At 72.8% G+C, this 20834-nt stretch carries 16 protein-coding genes, 1 rRNA gene and 1 pseudogene; 13 read left to right on the top strand and 5 right to left on the bottom strand.

Going from position 1 to position 20834, the window contains the following annotated elements; all coding sequences use genetic code 11:
- The 3 genes and pseudogenes from rrf to AB0D31_RS15155 form a co-directional block, all read left to right on the top strand.
- Window positions 1–92 (top strand): 5S ribosomal RNA (gene rrf, locus AB0D31_RS15145); the annotation flags it as partial.
- Window positions 93–720: 628 nt separating this feature from the next.
- Window positions 721–1491 (top strand): annotated as a pseudogene (locus tag AB0D31_RS15150) (hypothetical protein); the annotation flags it as partial.
- A gap of 297 nt (window positions 1492–1788) precedes the next feature.
- Complete coding sequence (locus AB0D31_RS15155; RefSeq protein WP_362722397.1) at window positions 1789–2763, top strand: hypothetical protein; 975 nt, start codon at window positions 1789–1791, stop codon at window positions 2761–2763.
- A 120-nt stretch (window positions 2764–2883) separates the two neighbouring features.
- On the opposite strand, the gene AB0D31_RS15160 is transcribed toward AB0D31_RS15155, so the two are convergent.
- Window positions 2884–4167 carry a DUF1015 domain-containing protein gene (locus AB0D31_RS15160; RefSeq protein WP_362722180.1) on the bottom strand — a complete coding sequence of 428 codons (1284 nt, stop codon included), beginning with the start codon at window positions 4165–4167 and terminating at the stop codon, window positions 2884–2886.
- Between the two features lie 72 nt (window positions 4168–4239).
- On the opposite strand from AB0D31_RS15160, the gene AB0D31_RS15165 reads away from it, so the two are divergent.
- The 4 genes from AB0D31_RS15165 to AB0D31_RS15180 all read left to right on the top strand — a co-directional run bounded on the left by AB0D31_RS15165 (window position 4240) and on the right by AB0D31_RS15180 (window position 8506).
- On the top strand, window positions 4240–5268 hold the full coding sequence (locus tag AB0D31_RS15165; protein ID WP_362722182.1) for an HAD-IIA family hydrolase: 1029 nt from the start codon (window positions 4240–4242) through the stop codon (window positions 5266–5268).
- Between the two features lie 114 nt (window positions 5269–5382).
- Window positions 5383–6441 (top strand): iron chelate uptake ABC transporter family permease subunit, encoded by a 1059-nt coding sequence (locus AB0D31_RS15170; RefSeq protein ID WP_362722184.1) that lies wholly within the window; start codon window positions 5383–5385, stop codon window positions 6439–6441.
- A gap of 89 nt (window positions 6442–6530) precedes the next feature.
- Window positions 6531–7574 (top strand): iron chelate uptake ABC transporter family permease subunit, encoded by a 1044-nt coding sequence (locus tag AB0D31_RS15175; RefSeq protein ID WP_362722400.1) that lies wholly within the window; start codon window positions 6531–6533, stop codon window positions 7572–7574.
- A 131-nt stretch (window positions 7575–7705) separates the two neighbouring features.
- The gene (locus AB0D31_RS15180; protein WP_362722187.1) at window positions 7706–8506 is read left to right on the top strand and encodes an ABC transporter ATP-binding protein; all 801 of its coding nucleotides are present in this window, start codon (window positions 7706–7708) and stop codon (window positions 8504–8506) included.
- 252 nt (window positions 8507–8758) lie between these two features.
- Here AB0D31_RS15180 and AB0D31_RS15185 read toward each other — a convergent pair whose 3' ends face one another.
- Window positions 8759–9106, bottom strand: a complete 348-nt coding sequence (locus AB0D31_RS15185) for an SCP2 sterol-binding domain-containing protein (RefSeq protein ID WP_362722189.1) — start codon at window positions 9104–9106, stop codon at window positions 8759–8761.
- Window positions 9107–9148: 42 nt separating this feature from the next.
- Between AB0D31_RS15185 and AB0D31_RS15190 the strand changes: the two genes are divergently transcribed.
- The 3 genes from AB0D31_RS15190 to AB0D31_RS15200 all read left to right on the top strand — a co-directional run bounded on the left by AB0D31_RS15190 (window position 9149) and on the right by AB0D31_RS15200 (window position 11377).
- Entirely contained in the window at window positions 9149–9499 is a 351-nt protein-coding gene (locus AB0D31_RS15190) for a hypothetical protein (RefSeq protein ID WP_362722192.1), read from the top strand.
- Between the two features lie 109 nt (window positions 9500–9608).
- Window positions 9609–10424: a TlyA family RNA methyltransferase gene (locus AB0D31_RS15195; protein WP_362722194.1), complete on the top strand. Its 816-nt coding sequence runs from the start codon at window positions 9609–9611 to the stop codon at window positions 10422–10424.
- A gap of 14 nt (window positions 10425–10438) precedes the next feature.
- Window positions 10439–11377, top strand: a complete 939-nt coding sequence (locus AB0D31_RS15200) for an NAD kinase (RefSeq protein WP_362722197.1) — start codon at window positions 10439–10441, stop codon at window positions 11375–11377.
- Window positions 11378–11398: 21 nt separating this feature from the next.
- Here AB0D31_RS15200 and AB0D31_RS15205 read toward each other — a convergent pair whose 3' ends face one another.
- Entirely contained in the window at window positions 11399–11587 is a 189-nt protein-coding gene (locus AB0D31_RS15205) for a hypothetical protein (protein WP_362722199.1), read from the bottom strand.
- Window positions 11588–11751: 164 nt separating this feature from the next.
- Here AB0D31_RS15205 and recN point away from each other — a divergent pair, with 164 nt between their 5' ends.
- Window positions 11752–13497, top strand: coding sequence for a DNA repair protein RecN (gene recN, locus AB0D31_RS15210; RefSeq protein ID WP_362722202.1), 1746 nt, complete (start codon window positions 11752–11754; stop codon window positions 13495–13497).
- A 394-nt stretch (window positions 13498–13891) separates the two neighbouring features.
- Entirely contained in the window at window positions 13892–14971 is a 1080-nt protein-coding gene (locus tag AB0D31_RS15215; protein ID WP_362722205.1) for a glycosyltransferase family 4 protein, read from the top strand.
- 88 nt (window positions 14972–15059) lie between these two features.
- On the opposite strand, the gene AB0D31_RS15220 is transcribed toward AB0D31_RS15215, so the two are convergent.
- Together AB0D31_RS15220 and AB0D31_RS15225 are read right to left on the bottom strand one after the other, a co-directional pair.
- On the bottom strand, window positions 15060–16694 hold the full coding sequence (locus tag AB0D31_RS15220; RefSeq protein ID WP_362722208.1) for a PucR family transcriptional regulator: 1635 nt from the start codon (window positions 16692–16694) through the stop codon (window positions 15060–15062).
- 195 nt (window positions 16695–16889) lie between these two features.
- Complete coding sequence (locus AB0D31_RS15225) at window positions 16890–18656, bottom strand: glycoside hydrolase family 15 protein (protein ID WP_362722403.1); 1767 nt, start codon at window positions 18654–18656, stop codon at window positions 16890–16892.
- 473 nt (window positions 18657–19129) lie between these two features.
- Here AB0D31_RS15225 and AB0D31_RS15230 point away from each other — a divergent pair, with 473 nt between their 5' ends.
- Window positions 19130–20812 carry a CTP synthase gene (locus AB0D31_RS15230; protein ID WP_362722211.1) on the top strand — a complete coding sequence of 561 codons (1683 nt, stop codon included), beginning with the start codon at window positions 19130–19132 and terminating at the stop codon, window positions 20810–20812.
- The last annotated feature ends 22 nt before the right edge of the window (window positions 20813–20834 follow it).

The following is a 20834-nucleotide window of genomic DNA, read 5'->3' on the forward strand; positions in this document are numbered from 1 at the left end:
CGCCCGGTTACATTCCGAACCCGGAAGCTAAGCCTTTCAGCGCCGATGGTACTGCAGGGGGGACCCTGTGGGAGAGTAGGACGCCGCCGAACAATATTTCAGGACCCTTGGTCCCAGCGTTCATGCTGGGACCAAGGGTCCTTTTGTTTTTCCGCTTTGCTTTGCCGAAGCGCGTCGGGCAGCCGACTGCGCGAGAATGACTGCAGTACCCGAAGACTAGGAGTCACGATGTCCACCAACTCTCCCGACGATCGTTCGGAGCGCGAGCCGCGCCGTCAGGACGGTGGCGACCGGGGCGGCTACCGCGGTGGTCGAGACGACCGGGGTCCGCGGCGTGACAACGACCGAGGTGCCTACGGCGGGCGTCGTGACGACAGTCGTGGTGGCTCCTCCAGTGGTGCCACCGGCGGCGGGTACCCGCGTCGCGACGACCGCGGCGGTCGCCCGGCCGGCGGCGGTGGCTCCGCCGGCGGTGGCAGCTCGTACGGGCGTCGTGACGATCGTCCGGCCCCTCGCCGTGACGACAACCGCGGTGGCAGCAGCTCCTATGGGCGTCGTGATGACAGCCGTGGTGGCTCCGCCGGCGGTGGCAGCTCGTACGGGCGTCGTGATGACCGTCCGGCCCCGCGCCGTGACGATGACCGTGGTGGGTTCCGTCGTGACGACAACCGCGGTGGCGGCGGTGGCTCATACGGCCGTCGCGACGACCGCCCGGCTCCCCGTCGCGATGACGACCGTGGTGGGTTCCGCCGTGACGACAATCGCGGTGGCGGCAGCTCCTATGGGCGTCGTGATGACAGCCGTGGTGGCTCCGCCGGCGGTGGCAGCTCGTACCCCCGTCGCGATGACCGTCCGGCCCCTCGCCGTGATGACGACCGTGGTGGGTTCCGCCGGGACGACCGTCCCGCGCCCCGTCGCGACGATGACCGTGGCGGGTTCCGCCGCGACGACAACCGTGGTGGCGGCAGCAGCTCCTATGGGCGTCGTGATGACAGCCGTGGTGGCTCCGCCGGCGGTGGCAGCTCGTACGGGCGTCGTGATGACCGTCCGGCCCCGCGCCGTGACGACGACCGCGGTGGCTTCCGCCGCGACGACCGTGGTGGTCGCCCGGCCGGCGGTGGCAGCTCGTACCCCCGTCGTGATGACCGTCCGGCTCCTCGACGTGACGATGACCGTGGTGGGTTCCGTCGTGACGACAACCGGGGCGGTGGCGGCGGGTTCCGCCGCGACGACAACCGTGGTGGTGGCGGTGGCTCCTATGGGCGTCGTGACGACAGCCGTGGTGGTTCCGCCGGCGGTGGCAGCTCGTACCCCCGTCGCGATGACCGTCCGGCCCCGCGGCGTGATGACGACCGTGGTGGGTTCCGCCGGGACGACCGTCCCGCGCCCCGTCGCGACGATGACCGTGGCGGGTTCCGCCGCGACGACAACCGTGGTGGCGGCGGTGGCTCGTACGGCCGTCGCGACGACCGTCCGGCCCCGCGCCGCGACGACGACCGTCCGGCCCCGCGCCGTGCTGACGACGGCGCTGGCTTCCGTCGCGACGACCGTCCCGCGCCGCGTCGCGATGACGACCGTGGTGGGTTCCGCCGCGATGACCGTGGCGACCGGGGTGACCGTGGTGGCTACCGCGGCCGCGACGACCGGGGCGGCCGTGACGACCGAGGTGGCCGTGACGACCGGGGTGGCTACGGCCGCCGGGACGACCGCGATCGTGACCGCGACCGCGAGCCCGTCAAGCGGCTGCCGATCGACGAGGACGTCACCGGCAACGAGATCGACGAGGGCGTGCGTCAGGAGCTCATGAGCCTGCCCAAGGGGCTCGCCGAAGAGGTCGCGTGCAACCTGGTCATGGTGGCCCGGCTCATCGACGACGAGCCCGAGCAGGCGTACGCGTACTCCCGCATCGCGCTGCGGCTCGCCTCCCGTGTGGCAGCCGTGCGCGAGGCCGCCGGGTTCGCGGCGTACGCGACGCAGAAGTACTCGGAGGCGCTCGCGGAGTTCCGTGCCGCGCGGCGCATGACCGGGTCCGTGGAGCTGTGGCCCGTCATGGCCGACTGCGAGCGAGGGCTCGGGCGGCCCGAGCGCGCGCTCGCGATGGCCGGCGAGCCCGAAGTGCAGAAGCTCGACAAGCCGGGACAGGTCGAAATGCGGCTCGTCGTGGCCGGAGCGCGCCGGGACATGGGGCAGCTGGACGCCGCCATCGTGACCCTGCAGAGCCCCGAGCTGGCGTCGAACTCCGTACAGCCGTGGACCGCGCGCCTGCGGTACGCGTACGCCGACGCGCTGCTCGCGGCGACGCGTGAGGACGAGGCCCGCGAGTGGTTCGCCAAGGCACTTGAGGCGGACAAGGACGGCACGACCGACGCATCCGACCGCCTCGCCGAGCTCGACGGGGTCGACTTCGTCGACGCCATGGTCGAGGACGACGACGAGGTGGACGGCGACGCCCAGGCGCCGCGCGCGGCGGCCGAGGACCTGTCGGCCGCCGCCGACCTCGACCCCGACTTCGATGACGAGGGCGAGGAGGAGGACGACTTCGAGGGCGACGACACCGACATCGTGCGGGCCGCCACCGAGACCGCCGACGCCGAGCCTGTCGAAGCCGAGTCCGTGAAGGACGAGCCTGTCGCCGCCGAGCCGGTGAAGGACGCGGCCGTGACGGTCGCGGGCGCCACGGCCGTGGACGCGGATGCTGACGCGGACGACAAGCGCGACGTCAAGCACGACGACAAGGACGCGGGCACCGACAAGGACGCCTGACGGTGAGGAGTACGGAACCCCCGGGCGTGTGACGTCCGAGGGGTGACGGAATCAGAGAGAGGCGGTGCCCCCAGGGGCGCCGCCTCTCTCTTGTTTCTGGGCCCGTCGGCTTCGCCCGGGTCAGTTCACCGTCAGACTGCGCAGTACCAGGCCCGACGCCGGTTTCGGGCCGAACGACGTCGACTTGCGGGGCATCGTGACGCCTTGCCGCGCAAGGTCGCGTACGACTTCCTCGCGGACCGGGTGCATCAGGACCGCCGTCTTGTTGTGGCGCTCCGCCTGCTCGACCGCCGCGGCCGTGTCGTGGATGTACGCGATCTCCTCCGGCGTGTCCGGGATGCGCCAGATCTCGTCCAGCAAGGTCGCGTGCAGGACCGTCGCGTCGAGCGAGCGCCAGGCCGGCGGCCGGTCGGCGCGGATCGTACGGGTGAGCAGGGCCTCGTCCGGGCGGTCCAGGAGGTGGAAGCGGCCGTCGCCCGCGAGCAGGAACGCGTTTCCTTCGGCGGCCGCCCGCGCGAGCGCCTCCATGGCGCCGGCGAGCGGGACGTCGAGGGTGCGGACACGGAAGGCGCCGGACGCCGTGACCGCGGCGAGCGCCTTGGCCACCGGCAGACGGTGCAGCAGGCGGTGGATCGCGCGGACGCGCAGCGGGTAGCGGGCCGTGTCGACCAGGAGGACGAGGCCGAAGTCCCAGGGGCCGGGCGAGCTCTGCTCGTCGCGCAGGCGCAGATAGGTGGCCCAGCGGTGGTGGCCGTCGGCGATGACCGCCTGGTGGGCGGTCAGGTCGGCCTGGACCTCCGCGAGATCGGCCGGATCCGTGAGGGCCCACAGGCGGTGGCGGAAACCGTCCTCCGTGGTGGTGCGCAGGAGCGGCTCGCGCTCGATGGCGCGGTCGATGACGGCGGTCGCGCCCGTCGGGGTGGCGTTGCCGCGGTAGGTGAGGAGCAGCGGTTCGAGGTGGGCCGCGGTGGTGCGCATGAGCGCGGCGCGGTCCTCCACGACGTGCGGCATGACGTCCTCGTGCGGCAGGACGACGCCCTCTTCCGGTGCGGACAGGGCGAGCGCGCCGATCAGGCCCCGCTGCAGGATGCCGTCGCCCTCCTGCTCGTACACGTAGAGCGCCGGCTCGGCGTCGGGGGCGAGGACGCCCTCGTCGAGCCAGTCGTCCAGGGTCAGCGCGGCCTGCTGGTTGCGGGCGGCCGGAGAGCTGGCCTGCGGCAGGATCAGCCGGACGATGTTGTAGGGGTCCGCCGACTCCAGGTGGAGCAGGCCGTCGGGGCGCACCACCACGTCGTACGGCGGTGACGTCACGGCGGCGAGGCTGCCGACCCGCTCGGGAACATAGCGCAGTCCGCGGAACGGGATCAGGCGCAGCCCGAGGTCCGCACGCCCAGTTGTGCTCATCCGTGCATGGTATGTGGGGTGGGGGCATGCGCGATGATCGGGGGCGAAGCAGCGATCGAGGAGTGGATGAAGATGAGCCAGACCGGCCGGATCATGCCCAGTGGCAGCGCACGGGCGCTGAACGAGGCCTACGACACGGCTCTGCTGGATCTGGACGGGGTCGTCTACGCGGGCGGTGCCGCGATCGACCACGCCGTCGACGCGCTCGCCGAGGCACGGGACGGCGGGATGCACCTCGCCTATGTGACCAACAACGCGCTGCGGACGCCGGACGCGGTGGCCGAGCATCTGACGGAGCTGGGGGTGCCCGCCGAGGCCACCGATGTGATCACCTCGGCGCAGGCGGTGGCCCGGCTGATGGCGGACCAACTCCCTGAGGGATCAAGGGTGTTGGTGATCGGCGGCGAAGGGCTGCGGGTCGCGCTGGACGAGCGCGGGCTGGTGCCGGTGGAGTCCGCCGACGACGACCCGGCCGCCGTCGTGCAGGGGTACGGGGGGCCGGACCTTACCTGGTCCCGGTTGGCGGAGGCCTCGTACGCCGTCAACCGCGGCCTGCCCTGGTTCGCTTCCAATGTCGACTTGACGATTCCAAGCGGGCGGGGGATCGCGCCGGGCAACGGCGCGGCGGTCGAGGTCGTACGCATCGCCACCGGCGCCGACCCTCAGGTGGCCGGAAAGCCGCTGCCGCCGATGCACCGCGAGACGGTGCTGCGGACCGGGGCCGAGCGGCCGCTCGTGGTGGGGGACCGGCTCGACACGGACATCGAGGGTGCCTTCAACGGCGGTGTCGACTCGCTGCTCGTGCTGACCGGGGTGACGGACGGTGCCCAGCTGCTGGCCGCGCGGCCCGAGCACCGGCCCACCTTCGTCGACGCCGATCTGCGGGGGCTGCTGACCGGGCAGCCCGATGTGACCGGAAAGGGTGACGGGTTCGTGTGCGGAGGCTGGAGCGCATCCGTCACGGACGGGGCGTTTGCGCTCGACGGGGGCGGGGAGGCGATGGACGGGCTGCGGGCGTTGTGCGCGGCGGCCTGGAGCCATGCCGGGGACGGTGTCTGTGACGTGGACGCGGCGAAGGTGCTTGAGCGCTTGGGTCTGTGAGGGATCTGGGCTTTCTGCCTCAGGCGCACTGGGGGTGCTGGTGGAGCGCCTGGGCCTGTTAGGCCGCGCCAGGGAGGCGGCCCGGAAAGTGCAGGGTAGGCTAACCTAACTTTCGTGTTGGTAGACAGTCCTCCTCAGCCGCGCGACGGGACCCCATCCGCGCCCCCGGCCCCGACCGCGAAACGCCGTACGCTGCGCGCCGCCGGTCTGTTCGCGTCGGCGGGCGTGCTCGCGCTCGTCGCCGTCGCCAGCATCGCGATCGGTGCCAAACCCATGCCGCTCGGCGATGTCTGGCACGGCCTCTTCCACGGCTCGGGCACCGCCAACGACGTACTCGTCCATGACGTACGAGTGCCGCGTACGCTGCTGGGTCTGCTCGTGGGGGCCGCGCTCGGGCTCGCCGGCGCGGTCATGCAGGCGCTCACCCGCAACCCGCTCGCCGAGCCCGGCATCCTCGGGGTCAACGCGGGAGCGGCCGCCGCGGTCGTGTCGGCCATCAGTTTCCTCGGGGTCAACTCCCTTAGCGGCTATGTGTGGTTCGCGTTCCTCGGCGCGGGGGTCGTCTCGGCGGCGGTCTATCTGCTGGGCGGCAGCCGGGCCGCGACACCCGTGCGGCTCGCGCTCGCGGGCACGGCGGCCGGCGCCGCGCTCTACGGCTACATCAACGCCGTCCAGCTCACCGACTCCGCGGCCCTCAACCAGCTCCGGTTCTGGCAGGTCGGCTCGCTCGCGTCGGCGGACATGGCGACCGTGCGCAAGGTCGCGCCGTTCATCGTCGTCGGCGTGGTCGTCGCGCTGCTGCTCGCCCGCCCGCTCAACGCGTTGGCCATGGGCGACGACACCGCCCGCGCGCTCGGCGCCCACCTGACCCGCACCCGCGTGGCGTCCATGGTCGTGATCACCCTGCTGTGCGGGGCCGCGACCGCCGCCTGCGGGCCGATCGTGTTCGTCGGGCTGATGGTCCCGCACATCGTGCGCGCGATCACCGGGCCCGATCTGCGGTGGATCCTGCCGTACGCGGCCGTCCTCGCACCCGTGCTGCTGCTCGGCTCCGACGTGGTCGGACGCGTCGTCACACGGCCCGCCGAACTCCAGGTCGGCATCGTCACCGCACTCATCGGCGGGCCCGTCTTCATCCACCTCGTACGGCGCAGGAGGATGGCTCAGCTGTGAAGGTGATACGCAGGCGACAGGATCGCCCGGCTGTGAAGGCGACCCGTGGGTATGTGGGCGGCCCCGCCGTGAAGGTGACCCGCGGGTACGTGGGCGGCCCCGCCGTGAAGGCGATACGTACCCCCGGCGGGCTCTCCTTCCGGGCCGAGCCGCGCGCCCTTGCCGTGCTCGGCGCGCTGGCCCTGGTGACGCTCGCCGCGGCCGTCCTCCTCATCGGCACCGGCGACTTCGCCATCGGCCCCGTCGACGTGGTCCGCAGCCTGCTCGGATCGGGCACGGCCGCGCAGGACTTCATCATCAACGAACTGCGGCTGCCGCGCGTACTCGTGGCGCTCCTGGTCGGAGCCTCCCTCGGAATCTCCGGGGCGCTCTTCCAGTCCATCTCCCGCAACCCGCTGGGCAGCCCCGACGTCATCGGCTTCGGGCAGGGCTCGTCCGTCGGGGCGCTCACCGTCATCGTGTTCTTCCACGGGGGCGCGTACGCGGTCTCGCTCGGCGCGCTGGCCGGCGGACTGGCGACCGGTGTGGCGGTCTATCTGCTGGCGTGGAAGAAGGGTGTGCACGGCTACCGGCTCGTCCTCGTGGGCATCGGCGCCGCCGCGATGCTCACCGCCTGCATCCACTATCTGCTCACCAAGTCCACCCTGGTCGACGCGGCCCGCTCGATGGTGTGGCTCACCGGCTCCCTCGACGGCCGCGACTGGGCGCAGGTCTGGCCGCTGCTCGTGCTGTTCGTGGTGATCCTGCCGGTGGTCCTTCTCTACGCGCGGCCCCTGCGGATGCTGGAGATGGGCGACGACGCGGCGTACGCGCTGGGTGTGCCCGTGCAGCGGGCCCGTACGGTCCTGATGCTCAGCGCCGTACTCCTCAACGCCGCCGCGACGGCGGCCGCCGGCCCCATCGCCTTCGTCGCGCTGACCGCGCCCCAACTGGCCCGGCGCCTCACCCGCGCGACCGGGCCCAACGTCCTCGCCTCCGCGTTGACGGGTGCGGCGCTCCTCGTTGTCGCGGACTGGGGCGCGCAGCGGCTGTTCGGCGAGAGCACGCTGCCGGTGGGGGTGCTGACCGGGATGGTCGGCGGGGTCTACCTGCTGTGGCTGCTCGTGGCCGAGCGCAGGGCGGGCCGGATATGAGGCCCCGATCCGCGGCGGGTTCGGGCGCCGCGTCTTCCGCTCCCGCCGCGTCTTTCGTGCCCTCCGCGGCCGCCGCGTCTTCCGTCCCCAACTCCCTTACGGGTTCCGGTTCTTCCAGCAGGAGTACGAGCATGCAACGCCTCAGCGCCGAAGCGGTCACCCTCGGCTATGACCAGCGGGTGATCGCCGAGGATCTGTCGGTCGAGATCCCGGACCACTCGTTCACGGTGATCGTCGGGCCCAACGCGTGCGGCAAGTCCACGCTCCTTCGGGCGCTGTCGCGGATGCTCAAGCCGAGCGAGGGGCGGGTGCTGCTCGACGGACAGTCCATCCACTCGCTGCCGTCGAAGAAGGTCGCCCGGACGCTCGGGCTGCTCCCGCAGTCCTCCATCGCGCCGGACGGGATCACGGTGGGCGACCTCGTGGCGCGCGGACGCTACCCCCACCAGGGGCTGCTGCGGCAGTGGTCGCCCGAGGACGAGCGGATCGTGCGGGAGTCCATGGAGGCGACGGGGGTCGGGGGGCTGGGGCAGCGATACGTCGACGAGCTGTCCGGTGGGCAGCGGCAGCGGGTCTGGATCGCGATGGCGCTGGCTCAGCAGACGCCGTTGCTGCTGCTCGACGAGCCGACGACGTTTCTGGACATCCAGCACCAGTTCGAGGTGCTGGATCTCTGTGCCCAGCTCCACGAGGAGCAGGGGCGGACGCTGGTGGCCGTGTTGCACGACCTCAACCAGGCGGCTCGGTATGCCACGCATCTCATTGCGATGAGGGAGGGGGAGGTGGTGGCTGAGGGGGCGCCTTCGGTGGTGGTTACCGCGGAGTTGGTGGAGCGGGTGTTCGGGGTGCGGTGCCAGGTGATTCCCGATCCTGAGACGGGGACGCCGCTGGTGGTGCGGGCGGCTCGACGCGGAGCGTCCCGCAAGGGGTGACGGTGAAGGTGAGTGGGCCCCCAACCTCCTGGGGCTCCGCCCCAGACCCCGTTCGCGCCTTGAGGGCGCTCGTCCTCAAACTCCCCCAAGGCCTTAAGGGCCAGGGGGGACCCCCATGACGGGCTGAGGTTGCCCATGTCACCCGGCGCCGAGCAGCCGGACGGGGTGAGGGTGGGTGTGTTGCTCGGCACCAGTACAGGGGGCGGGAGCAAGCGCGTACGGTCCGCTCCTCACCGTGTGAGCCTCGCTCGGTCAGAGCAGCGTGCGGAGGCGGAGCAGGTCGCGGAAGCCTGCTTCCAGGCGGACCCTGCCCGACGCCCACGCCTTCGCGAAGTTCAGCTCGCCGCCGACCATCGCCACCAGATCGTCCCCCGTCATCGCGAGCCGGATCTGCGCCTTCTCCCGGGGCGGCCCCGGCACCGCGTCGCCGACCTCGATGCGGCCGGAGCGGAGGCGCCCCGCGAACGTGGCGTCCAAGTCCGTGACGTGGCAGCTCAGTGAGCGGTCCAGCGCGGCGGCGGCATGCACGTCGCCGCCCGCGCGGGCCAGATTGTCCGAAAGTCTGTCGAGTGCGGCGCGGCACTCTTCCATGGTCGCCATCGCCACCGACCGTACCCCAGGGCTTCGCGGTAGCGTTTCGGCATGAGCGACTCGATGCCGGCGTCCGACCCGGGAGATGCGATCGCCGAGGACGTGCGGGTGGGAGACGTCCTCGCGGCTGATGATGACCTCGGTCCCTCGCCTCTCGGCGTGGACCGTAGCCCTACCGGACACCCGGGTGTCGACGCCCTCGTCGAGCGGCTCGGGGACGTCGACCACCTCGGTACCGACGGTCACCTCGGGGTGTACGAGGATGTACACCGGGGGCTGCGCTCCGCGCTGACCGCGCTGGACGCCCGCCAGGGGCCGCCCGGGCCGGGAACATCCGGGCCGGGAACATCCGGGCCGGGAACATCCGGGCCGGGCCGGCCGTTGGCCGACCAGCGGCCTTAGCGTCCTACAGGCCAGACAGGCTCGGGACCCCGCGGGACAGGGACCTCGGGAGCCCGACTACGAGCCGCCCGGCCGCTGACGAACTACGACTACAGGAGCTGAACCGAACGTGGCAGGAGTGGCACGCCGCCGCCTCGACGCCGAGCTGGTGCGCCGGAAACTCGCGCGGTCGCGGGAGCACGCCGCCCAGCTGATCGCCGCGGGGCGGGTGAGCGTCGGCAAGACCGTCGCCACCAAATCCGCCACCCAGGTCGAGACCGCCGCCGCGATCGTGGTGGTGGACGACGACAGCGATCCCGACTACGTCTCGCGCGGCGGCCACAAGCTGGCCGGGGCGTTCGAGGCCTTCGTCCCGCAGGGGCTCAAGATCGAGGGGCGGCGGGCGCTCGACGCGGGCGCCTCCACGGGCGGCTTCACCGACGTGCTGCTGCGCGCCGGCGCCGGCCATGTCGTCGCCGTCGACGTCGGCTACGGACAGCTCGCCTGGTCCCTGCAGAGTGACGACCGGGTCACCGTGAAGGACCGTACGAACGTACGCGAGTTGACGCTCGACGACCTCGAAGGGCACCCCGCCGACCTCGTCGTGGGCGACCTCTCCTTCATCGCGCTCGGCCTGGTGCTGCCCGCCCTCGTACGCTGCTCGGCGCCCGACGCGGACCTGGTCCTCATGGTCAAGCCGCAGTTCGAGATCGGCAAGGAACGGCTCGGCAGCGGCGGCGTCGTGCGCAGTCCCGAGCTGCGCGCCGAGACGGTGCGGACGGTGGCGGCGCAGGCGGCCGGCCTCGGGCTCGGCGTGGTCGGCGTGACCGCGAGCCCGCTGCCCGGGCCGTCCGGCAACGTCGAGTACTTTCTGTGGCTGCGGGCCGGAGCGCCCGCGCTCGATCCCGCGGACGTGGAGCGCGCAGTGGCGGAGGGACCCCGGTGAGTTCGTCGGAGAACATGAGTGAGGAAAGTGGTGCAGCCGGCTCGGAGCGTGGTGCCGGTGCGCCGCGCACTGTCTTCCTGCTGGCGCACACCGGCAGACCCGCGGCCATCCGCAGCGCGGAGCTCGTCGTGCGCGGCCTGCTGCGCAGCGGCATCGGCGTGCGGGTGCTACGGGCCGAGGCGGCCGACCTGCCGCTGCCCGTCGAGGCGGAGATCGTCGAGGACGCCATCCCCGCCTGTCTGGACGCCTGTGAGCTGCTCATCGTCCTCGGCGGCGACGGCACCCTGCTGCGCGGCGCGGAGCTGGCCCGCGCGTCCGGCGTGCCGATGCTCGGCGTCAACCTCGGCCGCGTCGGTTTCCTCGCGGAGGCCGAGCGCGACGACCTGGACAAGGTCGTCGACCGTGTGGTGACGCGCGCCTACGAGGTCGAGGAGCGGATGACTCTCGACGTCGTCGTGCACAACAACGGCGATGTGGTGCACCGCGACTGGGCGCTCAACGAGGCCGCCGTCCAGAAGGTGTCACCCGAGCGGATGCTGGAGGTCGTCCTGGAGATCGACGGCCGCCCGGTCACCGGGTTCGGCTGCGACGGCATTGTGTGTGCCACCCCGACCGGTTCGACGGCGTACGCCTTCTCGGCCGGCGGGCCCGTGGTGTGGCCCGAGGTCGAGGCGCTGCTCATGGTGCCGATCAGCGCACACGCCCTGTTCGCCAAGCCCCTGGTCACCTCGCCGAACTCGGTGCTCGCGGTCGAGGTGCAGCCGCACACGCCGCACGGAGTGCTGTGGTGCGACGGGCGTCGTACGGTCGAACTCCCCTCGGGGGCGCGGGTGGAGGTGCGGCGGGGCGCCGTTCCGGTGCGGCTCGCGCGGCTGCACCACGCCTCGTTCACCGACCGTCTGGTCGCCAAGTTCGCGCTGCCGGTGCAGGGGTGGCGCGGGGCGCCGCACTGACCGGTCCCGGCCGGGCGGGCCTCAGGACGCGGCGAGCGTCCTGAGGCCCATCCGGCGGGCGCGGCCGGCACGTCGAGCAGCCGGGCAGCCACGGAAGCGGTCGGCATCGGCGTCGCTGTCGAACGTCCGTCGCCCGGCAGGGTGCCTGATGCCGCTCTTCGTCGGCCCCGTCCACATGTCGATTTTCGCCATCGCGTCGAGGATGGGCACCGCTCTCGCGTGGCAGCCCGCGAGCTCCCCCCGGTAGGGGTCGTGGGGACCGACCGGGGCCTTCCGATCACGCGGAGGTCGTCCTCCGCGCCGACGGTTCGGGCACCACGAGAGGGTGACGGCACGGGGCACGTCGCACACAGGGCCCCGGACCTCGTAAGGTCGTGTCCGTGTTGGAGGAGATGCGGATACGGTCGCTCGGGGTCATCGACGACGCTGTCGTGGAGCTGTCACCCGGTTTCACCGCGGTGACCGGCGAGACCGGCGCGGGCAAGACCATGGTCGTCACCAGCCTGGGGCTGCTGCTCGGCGGCCGCGCCGATCCCGCGCTCGTGCGGATCGGCGCCAAGGCGGCGGTCGTCGAGGGACGGATCGCGCTGCGGCCCGGAAGCTCGGCGGTGCTGCGGGCCGAGGAGGCCGGAGCCGAGCTGGACGACGGCGCGCTGCTCGTCAGCCGTACCGTTTCCGCGGAGGGCCGCTCACGGGCGTACCTCGGCGGGCGCTCGGTGCCGGTGGGGATGCTCGCCGAACTCGCCGACGAACTCGTCGCGGTGCACGGCCAGACCGACCAGCAGGGCCTGCTGCGCCCGGCCAGACAGCGCGAGGCGCTCGACCGGTACGCCGGTGAGGCGGTGGCGGGCCCCCTGGCCAAGTACGCCGGCGCCTACCGCCGGCTGCGGGCCGTCGCCGTCGAGGTGGAGGAGCTGACCACGCGGGCGCGCGAGCGGGCGCAGGAGGCCGATCTGCTGCGCTTCGGGCTGGACGAGATCGCCGCCGTCGAGCCGTTGCCCGGCGAGGACGCCGAACTCGCGGCCGAGGCCGAGCGGCTCGGCCACGCGGAGGCCCTCGCCTCGGCCGCCGCGGTCGGCCACGCCGCGCTGGCCGGCAACCCCGAGGACCCGGAGAGCGTGGACGCGACGACCCTCGTCGCCGGCGCTCACCGGGCCCTGGAGGCCGTACGCTCCCACGACCCCGCCCTCGCGGCGCTCGCCGAACGCATCGGCGAGGTCGCGATCCTGCTCGGCGACGTGGCCGGCGAACTCGCCGGGTACGCCGACGATCTGGACGCCGATCCGCTGCGGCTCGCCGCGGTCGAGGAGCGCCGGGCCGCGCTGACCTCCCTGACCCGTAAGTACGGCGAGGACATCACGGCCGTGCTCGCCTGGTCGCAGGAGAGCGCGGCACGGCTGACCGAACTCGACGGCGACGACGACCGGATCGAGCAGCTGATCGCCGAGCGGGACGGGCTCCGTGACGAACTGTCCGTCCTGGCGCAGGAGTTGACGGACGCGCGCACCGAGGCCGCCGACCGGTTCGCCGAGGCCGTCACCGCCGAGCTGGCCTCCCTCGCGATGCCGCACGCGCGGGTGTCGTTCGCGGTCGGCCAGAGCGAGTCCGTCGACGAGGCTTCGGGCGTCGAGGTCGGCGGGCGGAGCGTGGCGTACGGGCCGACCGGCGCGGACGAGGTCGAGCTGCTGCTCGCGCCCCACCCGGGCGCCCCGCCCCGGCCGATCGCCAAGGGCGCGTCCGGCGGTGAGCTCTCCCGGGTGATGCTCGCCGTCGAGGTCGTCTTCGCGGGCACCGACCCGGTGCCGACGTATCTCTTCGACGAGGTCGACGCGGGGGTCGGCGGCAAGGCGGCGGTCGAGATCGGCCGCAGGCTCGCCAAGCTCGCCAAGTCGGCGCAGGTCGTGGTCGTCACGCACCTGCCGCAGGTGGCGGCGTTCGCCGACCGCCAGCTCCTGGTCGAGAAGACCAACGACGGCACGGTCACCCGCTCCGGTGTCACCGTCCTGGAGGGCGAGGACCGGGTGCGGGAGCTGTCGCGCATGCTGGCCGGGCAGGAGGACTCCGAGACGGCCCGGGCGCACGCGGAGGAGCTCCTCGCCACGGCCCGCGCGGACGGCTGACCCCCGCGGCTTCGCCGCGGGGGCGCGGACCCTCGGCATGCCGCCCGGCACCAGCACCGCCAGGGGCGCGGGGAACCGCGCGCCCAGCCGTGCACGGGTCCGCACCCGACGGCCGGCCGGGGGTTCCTGGGGCTCCGCCCCAGACCCCGGGAGATGCCCCACCCCGCCACCGCCGGACGGGCGGGGGAGGCGAATGCGGCCCGGCACAGGGTGGTCCGGCGCCGGGGTGCGACCCGCTCGCGTTCACCCGTGTGGGTGGTCGGCCGTGGCGATCTTCCCGGCCCGGCACGGCAGGAACCCCCGGACGGGCCCGGAACGCCCGTACGGACTGGCATCCTTGGCCGGGAACCACCCACCTCCACCGCCGACCCGTCCGCTCCGGGAGCCTGTTCACGTGTCACAGCTGCGTACGGTCCAAGTGCTGGGCGGCGGCAGCGCGGGCAGCAGCGCGCATGTCAGGTCACTCGCGGCCGGCCTTGTCGCCCGGGGCGTACGCGTCACCGTCTGCGCCCCCGCCGAGCTGGAGCGGGAGTACGACTTCCCCGGCGCGGGCGCCCTCTTCGTGCCGGTGGCGCGGCGCGGCGACCCCGCGGCTGTCGGCGCGCTCCGCGCCGCCTGCGCCGACGCCGACGTCGTGCACGCGCACGGCCTGCACGCCGCCGTCCGCGCCGCCCTCGCGCTGCGCGGCCGCAGGGGCGTGCCCCTGGTCGTCACCTGGCACACCCGCGCGCACGCCGAGGGTGCCCGCGGCCACGTGCTCCGCCTGCTTGAGCGCCGGGTCTCGCGGGCCGCCGCGGTCGTGCTCGCCACCTCGTCCGACCTCGTCGACCGGGCCCGCGACCGCGGCGCACGCGATGCCCGGCTCGCCGCGGTCGCCATCCCCGTGCCCCGGCTGCCCGCCGGGCGCTCCGACGGCAAGGCGCGGGCCGAACTCGGCGCCGTGGAGCGGCCGTTGGTCATGGCCGTGGGCAGCCTGGTCGAGCACCGCGGCTACGAGGTACTGCTCGACGCGGCCCGCGCCTGGCGCGATCTCGACGTCGTACCGCTGCTCGTCATCGCGGGGGAGGGGCGCGGGCGGCCCGCGCTGCAACGGCGTATCGAGGCGGAGTCCCTGCCGGTCAGGCTCGTCGGCCGGCGCGACGACATCACCGAACTGCTCGCCGCCGCCGACGTCGCGGTCCTTCCCAGCCGTTGGGAGGCCCGCTCGCTCCTCGCCCAGGACGCCCTGCGCCTGGGCGTGCCGCTGGTCGCCACGGCGGTGGGCGGGGTGCCGGAGCTGGTCGGGGACGCGGCGCTGCTCGTCCCGTACGGCGACGCGAAGGCGCTTGCCGCGGCCGTCATGGGACTCCTCGCGGACCCCGAGGCACGCCGCGCACTCGCCGACGCGGGGCGCGCGCAGGCGGCGAGCTGGCCGACCGAGGACGAGACCGTGGCCCAAGTCCTCGCCGTCTACGACGAGTTGGCGGGCGCCTGACCCGTCTGGCCCACATGACCCGCCGGACCTACCTGACCCGCCGGCTACCCGCCGCGCCGCGCAGCCGGCCACCCCGCCCCGCCGCCCGCTACCCCGTCGCGTGCCGGCGTGCCCGGAGTGCCAGAGACAGGGCGAGCACCGTCTGCGGGTCGTCCAGGTCGGTGCCCAGGAGGTCCGCTATGCGGGCCAGACGGTTGTAGAGGGTCTGCCGGTTGAGGTGAAGTTCGCGTGCGGTCTCCGCCTTGCGGCCCGCGTGCGCGAGGTAGCTCTCCAGGGTGGGCAGCAGGGGCGGCCGCGATACGCGGTCGTGGGCCTGGATCGGGCCGATCGCCCGCTCCACGAACGCCGCCAGGTCGGGGTGTTCGCGCAGCCGCCACAGCAGCAGGTCGATGTCGAGACGCCGGGCGTCGTACCAGGGCCGCTCGGGCAGGCCCTGCGCGGCCGCCGCGGTCTCCGCCGCGTGCCGCAGCCCCGCGCCCGCCGCCGCCCAGCTGCCCGCCACGCCTGCCACGACCACGGGCTGGGTGCCGGCCCGCGCGCCCATCAGGCCGGCCCGCTCGACACCGGCGCGCAGGGCCGCCGCGACCCGGTCGGCGACGGCGGTGCGCTCCGACTCCGAGCGCAGCCCCAGCAGCAGCGGCACCCGGCCCTCGACGGGGCGTACGCCGAGCAGCACGGGCACGCCCACCGAGGACAGTTCTTCGAGGACGGCGCGGGCGAGGACCGCCCAGTTGCCCGTCGGGGCGAGTTCGGACGCGAGCCGCATCACCACGGGGAGCAGCGGACCTTCGCCGGGCCGGAAGCCGAGGACCTTGGCCTGGCCGGGCGCGTCCTCGGGGGTGATGCGGCCCTCGGCGAGGTCGGTGAGGAAGTCGCCCCGGCCGCGCGCGGCGAGCTCCTCCTCCTGGCGGGCCTGCATGAGGACGACCGCGAGGATGCCCGCCGCCCGCTCGGCGGCCATGCGGTGCACCGGCAGCAGGGCCGGGCCGACGGCGAGGAGCGCGAGGCGGGCCCGTACGGATCCGGCGCCGTGACCGCCGCCCGGCACGTCCACCAGGACCGCGCCCACCGGCGGCCCCGACGCGCGGGTCTCACGCTGGCCGCGCAGCCCCTCCCAGACCTGGAGCGGATCGGCGGCCGCGTCGCCCGCCTCGCAGCCGGCGGCGTACAGGAGCTGTCCGTCGGGGGTTTCGAGGAAGACCGGATTGGCGGTGAAGTCGGCCAGGATGCCGAGGACTTGGGGGATTCCGCCGCCGCCGAGCAACGCGCCCGTACAGCGCCGGTGGACCTCCTCGGCGCGTTGCAGCAGGGCGTAGTGGCCGTTGACGATCTCGGTGTGGATCTCCTCGGTCACCGTGACGAACGGCACCTCGCGGTGGAGCTGGACCAGGGGCAGCCCGGCGGCGCGCGCGGTCTCGACCAGGGTCGCGGGGAGCCGGGCGAAGCGCGGCCCGAGCTCGACGACGAGGGCGGCGATGCCCCGGTCCGCGAGCCGCCGTACGAACGCGCGCTGCTCGGCGGGTCGGGTGCCGAGGCCGAGGCCGGTGGTCAGGAGCAGCTCGCCGCCCTTGAGCAGGGAGGCGATGTTGGGCACCTCGCCGGCGTGCACCCAGCGCACGGTCCGCTGGAGCCGGTCGGCGCCCGCCACGACCTCCGGGAGGCCGCCGCGCAACCCCGGCAGCTCCAGGGCCCGCTGCACGGTGATCCCGCCCTGCGTGTCCACTGCGCCCACCTTTCGTCCTGCGGGAACCCGGGGCCCGACCCCGGGCCGACACCGCATGCGGCGGACGCTACCTGCGGTTACGTCCCGAAACCCGCCCCGTGTGGCACACCTCACGCGGGTCGCGCGGGCACCCGGGCGGGTCGCGCCGGGACCCGGCGCGCGCGGGGCGGGTTCGTGGTCCCGCGCGCCGGTCCGTCAGCCGCCGTAGGCACCCGACGCGGTCAGCCGCAGCGCCGTGTCGATCAGCGGAACGTGGCTGAAGGCCTGCGGAAAGTTGCCCACCTGGCGCTGGAGGTGGGGGTCCCACTCCTCGGCCAGCAGCCCCAGGTCGTTGCGGAGCGCGAGCAGCTTCTCGAAGAGCTTGCGGGCCTCGTCGACCCGGCCGATCATCGCGAGGTCGTCCGCCATCCAGAACGAGCAGGCCAGGAACGCGCCTTCCTCGCCTTCGAGGCCGTCCAGGTTGTCCTCGTCGCCGCCCGTCGTCGGGTAGCGCAGGATGAACCCGTCCCGCGTGGACAGCTCGCGCTGGATCGCCTCGATGGTGCCGATGACGCGCTTGTCGTCCGGCGGCAGGAAGCCCATCTGCGGGATCAGGAGCAGCGAGGCGTCCAGTTCCTGCGAGCCGTAGGACTGCGTGAAGGTGTTGCGTTCCTTGTCGTAGCCCTTCTCGCACACGTCCCGGTGGATGTCGTCGCGCAGCTGGCGCCACTTGTCGAGCGGGCCGTCGGCGTCACCGGACTCGATCAGCTTGATCGTGCGGTCGACGGCCACCCAGGCCATCACCTTGGAGTGCACGAAGTGGCGGCGCGGGCCGCGCACCTCCCAGATGCCCTCGTCCGGCTGGTCCCAGTGGCTCTCCAGGTAGCGGATCAGCTTCAGCTGGAGCAGCGAGGCGTAGTCGTTGCGGGCCAGACCCGTCATGTGCGCCAGGTGCAGCGCCTCGGTGACCTCGCCGTACACATCGAGCTGGAGCTGGTGGGCGGCGCCGTTCCCGGCCCGGACCGGGGTGGAGTTCTCGTACCCCGGCAGCCAGTCCAGCTCGGTCTCGCCGAGCTCGCGCTCGCCCGCGATCCCGTACATGATCTGCAGGTTCTCGGGGTCGCCCGCGACCGACCTGAGCAGCCACTCGCGCCAGGCGCGGGCCTCCTCGCGGTAGCCGGTGCGCAGCAGCGACGACAGGGTGATCGCGGCGTCCCGCAGCCAGGTGTAGCGGTAGTCCCAGTTGCGCTCGCCGCCGATGTGCTCGGGCAGCGACGTGGTGGGCGCGGCCACGATGCCGCCGGTCGGGGCGTAGGTCAGCGCCTTCAGGGTGATCAGGGAGCGGACCACCGCCTCGCGGTAGGGCCCGTGGTAGGTGCCGTGGTCCACCCACTCGCGCCAGAAGTCCTCGGTCGCCTCCAGGGACGTTTCCGGCTCGGGCAGGGCCGGCGGCTCGCGGTGCGAGGGCTGCCAGCTGATGGTGAAGGCGACCCGCTCGCCGGGCGAGACGGTGAAGTCGGAGTACGTGGTGAGGTTCTTGCCGTACGTCTCCGCCTCGGTGTCGAGCCACACCGAGTCGGGCCCGGCGACGGCGACCGTACGGCCGTCGACCTTGTGCACCCACGGGGTGATACGCCCGTAACTGAACCGCATGCGCAGGGTGGAGCGCATCGGCACCCGGCCGGTGACGCCCTCCACGATGCGGATCAGCTGCGGGGCGCCATCACGCGGCGGCATGAAATCGGTCACCCGGACCGTGCCGCGCGGGGTGTCCCACTCCGATTCCAGGATGAGCGAGTCGCCCCGGTACCGGCGGCGGTCGGCGGTCGGCGGCGGGTCGTCTCCGTTGTGTGCAGGACCGACCCGCCAGAAGCCGTGTTCCTCGGTGCCGAGCAGTCCGGCGAAGATGGCGTGCGAGTCGAAGCGGGGCAGGCAGAGCCAGTCCGCCGTGCCGTCCCGGCAGACCAGTGCGGCGGTCTGCATGTCTCCGATGAGTGCGTAATCCTCGATGCGCCCGGCCACGTGCAATCTCCAGTCGAACGGCCACGTCGCCCCCTGGGGGCGCTTACAGCGACAGCGGTCAAGGGTTCGCCAACGAGCGCATGTTCCGGATGACGGGCGGGGTGGTGCCGTGCTACCAGGCGGCTCGGCAAGCGAGTGTCCGAGCAGGATACGACGCACCTCAGTGATCTGCTGGAGCCTTCATCGAACGCCACTGGGCCGAACGAGTGAGGCTCGTACGCAGGGCTGACCAGCGGCATACAGAGCGTGGCCGGACGCGCTCTCCCGCTGGCGCTGATACCCTGGTAGCCCGTGGCCGGGTGCTGAAAAAAGCCCCGAACCGCAGCGACGGCACCCTCGGAGATATCGCGTAATCGCGCGGAATCTCGCACAAGATCCACACAGGGTGACCGGTACGCACTCCAGACAGCGACCACGGGAGCCCCCTCTTGGCCATGCAGACTCGATCCTTGGCATCCTCGACGACCAAGCACATCTTCGTCACCGGGGGTGTCGCCTCTTCCCTCGGCAAGGGTCTGACTGCCTCCAGCCTGGGTGCGCTCCTCAAGGCGCGAGGCCTTCGGGTCACGATGCAGAAGCTCGACCCGTACCTCAACGTCGACCCCGGCACGATGAACCCGTTCCAGCACGGTGAGGTGTTCGTCACCAACGACGGCGCCGAGACCGACCTGGACATCGGCCACTACGAGCGTTTCCTCGACGTCGACCTCGACGGCTCCGCCAACGTGACGACCGGCCAGGTCTACTCGCAGGTCATCGCCAAGGAGCGGCGCGGCGAGTACCTGGGCGACACCGTGCAGGTCATCCCGCACATCACCAACGAGATCAAGCACCGCATCCGCCGCATGGCCACCGACGACGTCGACGTCGTCATCACCGAGGTCGGCGGCACGGTCGGCGACATCGAGTCGCTGCCGTTCCTGGAGACCGTCCGCCAGGTCCGCCACGAGGTCGGCCGCGACAACGTCTTCGTCGTGCACATCTCGCTGCTGCCCTACATCGGCCCCTCGGGTGAGCTGAAGACCAAGCCGACCCAGCATTCGGTCGCCGCCCTGCGCAACATCGGCATCCAGCCCGACGCGATCGTGCTGCGCGCCGACCGTGAGGTGCCGCTGTCCATCAAGCGCAAGATCTCGCTGATGTGCGACGTGGACGAGGCCGCCGTGGTCGCCGCCATCGACGCCAAGTCGATCTACGACATCCCCAAGGTGCTGCACACCGAGGGCCTCGACGCCTACGTCGTGCGCAAGCTGGACCTGCCGTTCCGCGACGTGGACTGGACGCAGTGGGACGATCTGCTCGACCGGGTCCACAACCCGCTGCACGAGGTGACCGTCGCGCTGGTCGGCAAGTACATCGACCTGCCCGACGCCTACCTCTCGATCACCGAGGCCATGCGCGCCGGCGGCTTCGCCAACAAGGCCCGCGTCAAGGTCAAGTGGGTCACCTCCGACGACTGCAAGACCCCGGCCGGCGCCAAGAAGCACCTCGGCGACGTCGACGCGATCCTCGTCCCGGGCGGCTTCGGCGACCGGGGGGTCAACGGCAAGATCGGCGCGATCCAGTACGCCCGTGAGAACAAGGTGCCGCTGCTCGGCATCTGCCTGGGCCTGCAGTGCATCGTCATCGAGGCCGCGCGCAACCTGGCCGGCAACCCCGACGCCAACTCCACCGAGTTCGACGCCGCGACCGGCCACCCCGTCATCTCGACGATGGAGGAGCAGCTGGCCTACGTCGAGGGCGCGGGCGACCTGGGCGGCACGATGCGCCTGGGCCTGTACCCGGCGAAGCTCACCGAGGGCTCCATCGTCCGTGAGGTCTACGACGACCAGCCCTACGTCGAGGAGCGCCACCGCCACCGCTACGAGGTGAACAACGCCTACCGCGCGGAGCTGGAGAAGAAGGCGGGCCTCGTCTTCTCGGGCACCTCCCCGGACAACAAGCTCGTCGAGTACGTCGAGTACCCGCGCGAGGTCCACCCCTACCTCGTCGCCACCCAGGCCCACCCGGAGCTCCGCTCGCGTCCCACGCGCCCCCACCCGCTCTTCGCGGGCCTGGTCAAGGCGGCCGTGCAGCGGCAGGAGGAAGCGCGCAAGACGGGCAAGCCCGCCAAGTAGGACCGGGCGCTCCCGCGAGAGT

It is taken from the genome of Streptomyces sp. NPDC048361, assembly GCF_040651795.1.
In the GTDB taxonomy this organism is placed as follows: Bacteria; Actinomycetota; Actinomycetes; order Streptomycetales; family Streptomycetaceae; genus Streptomyces.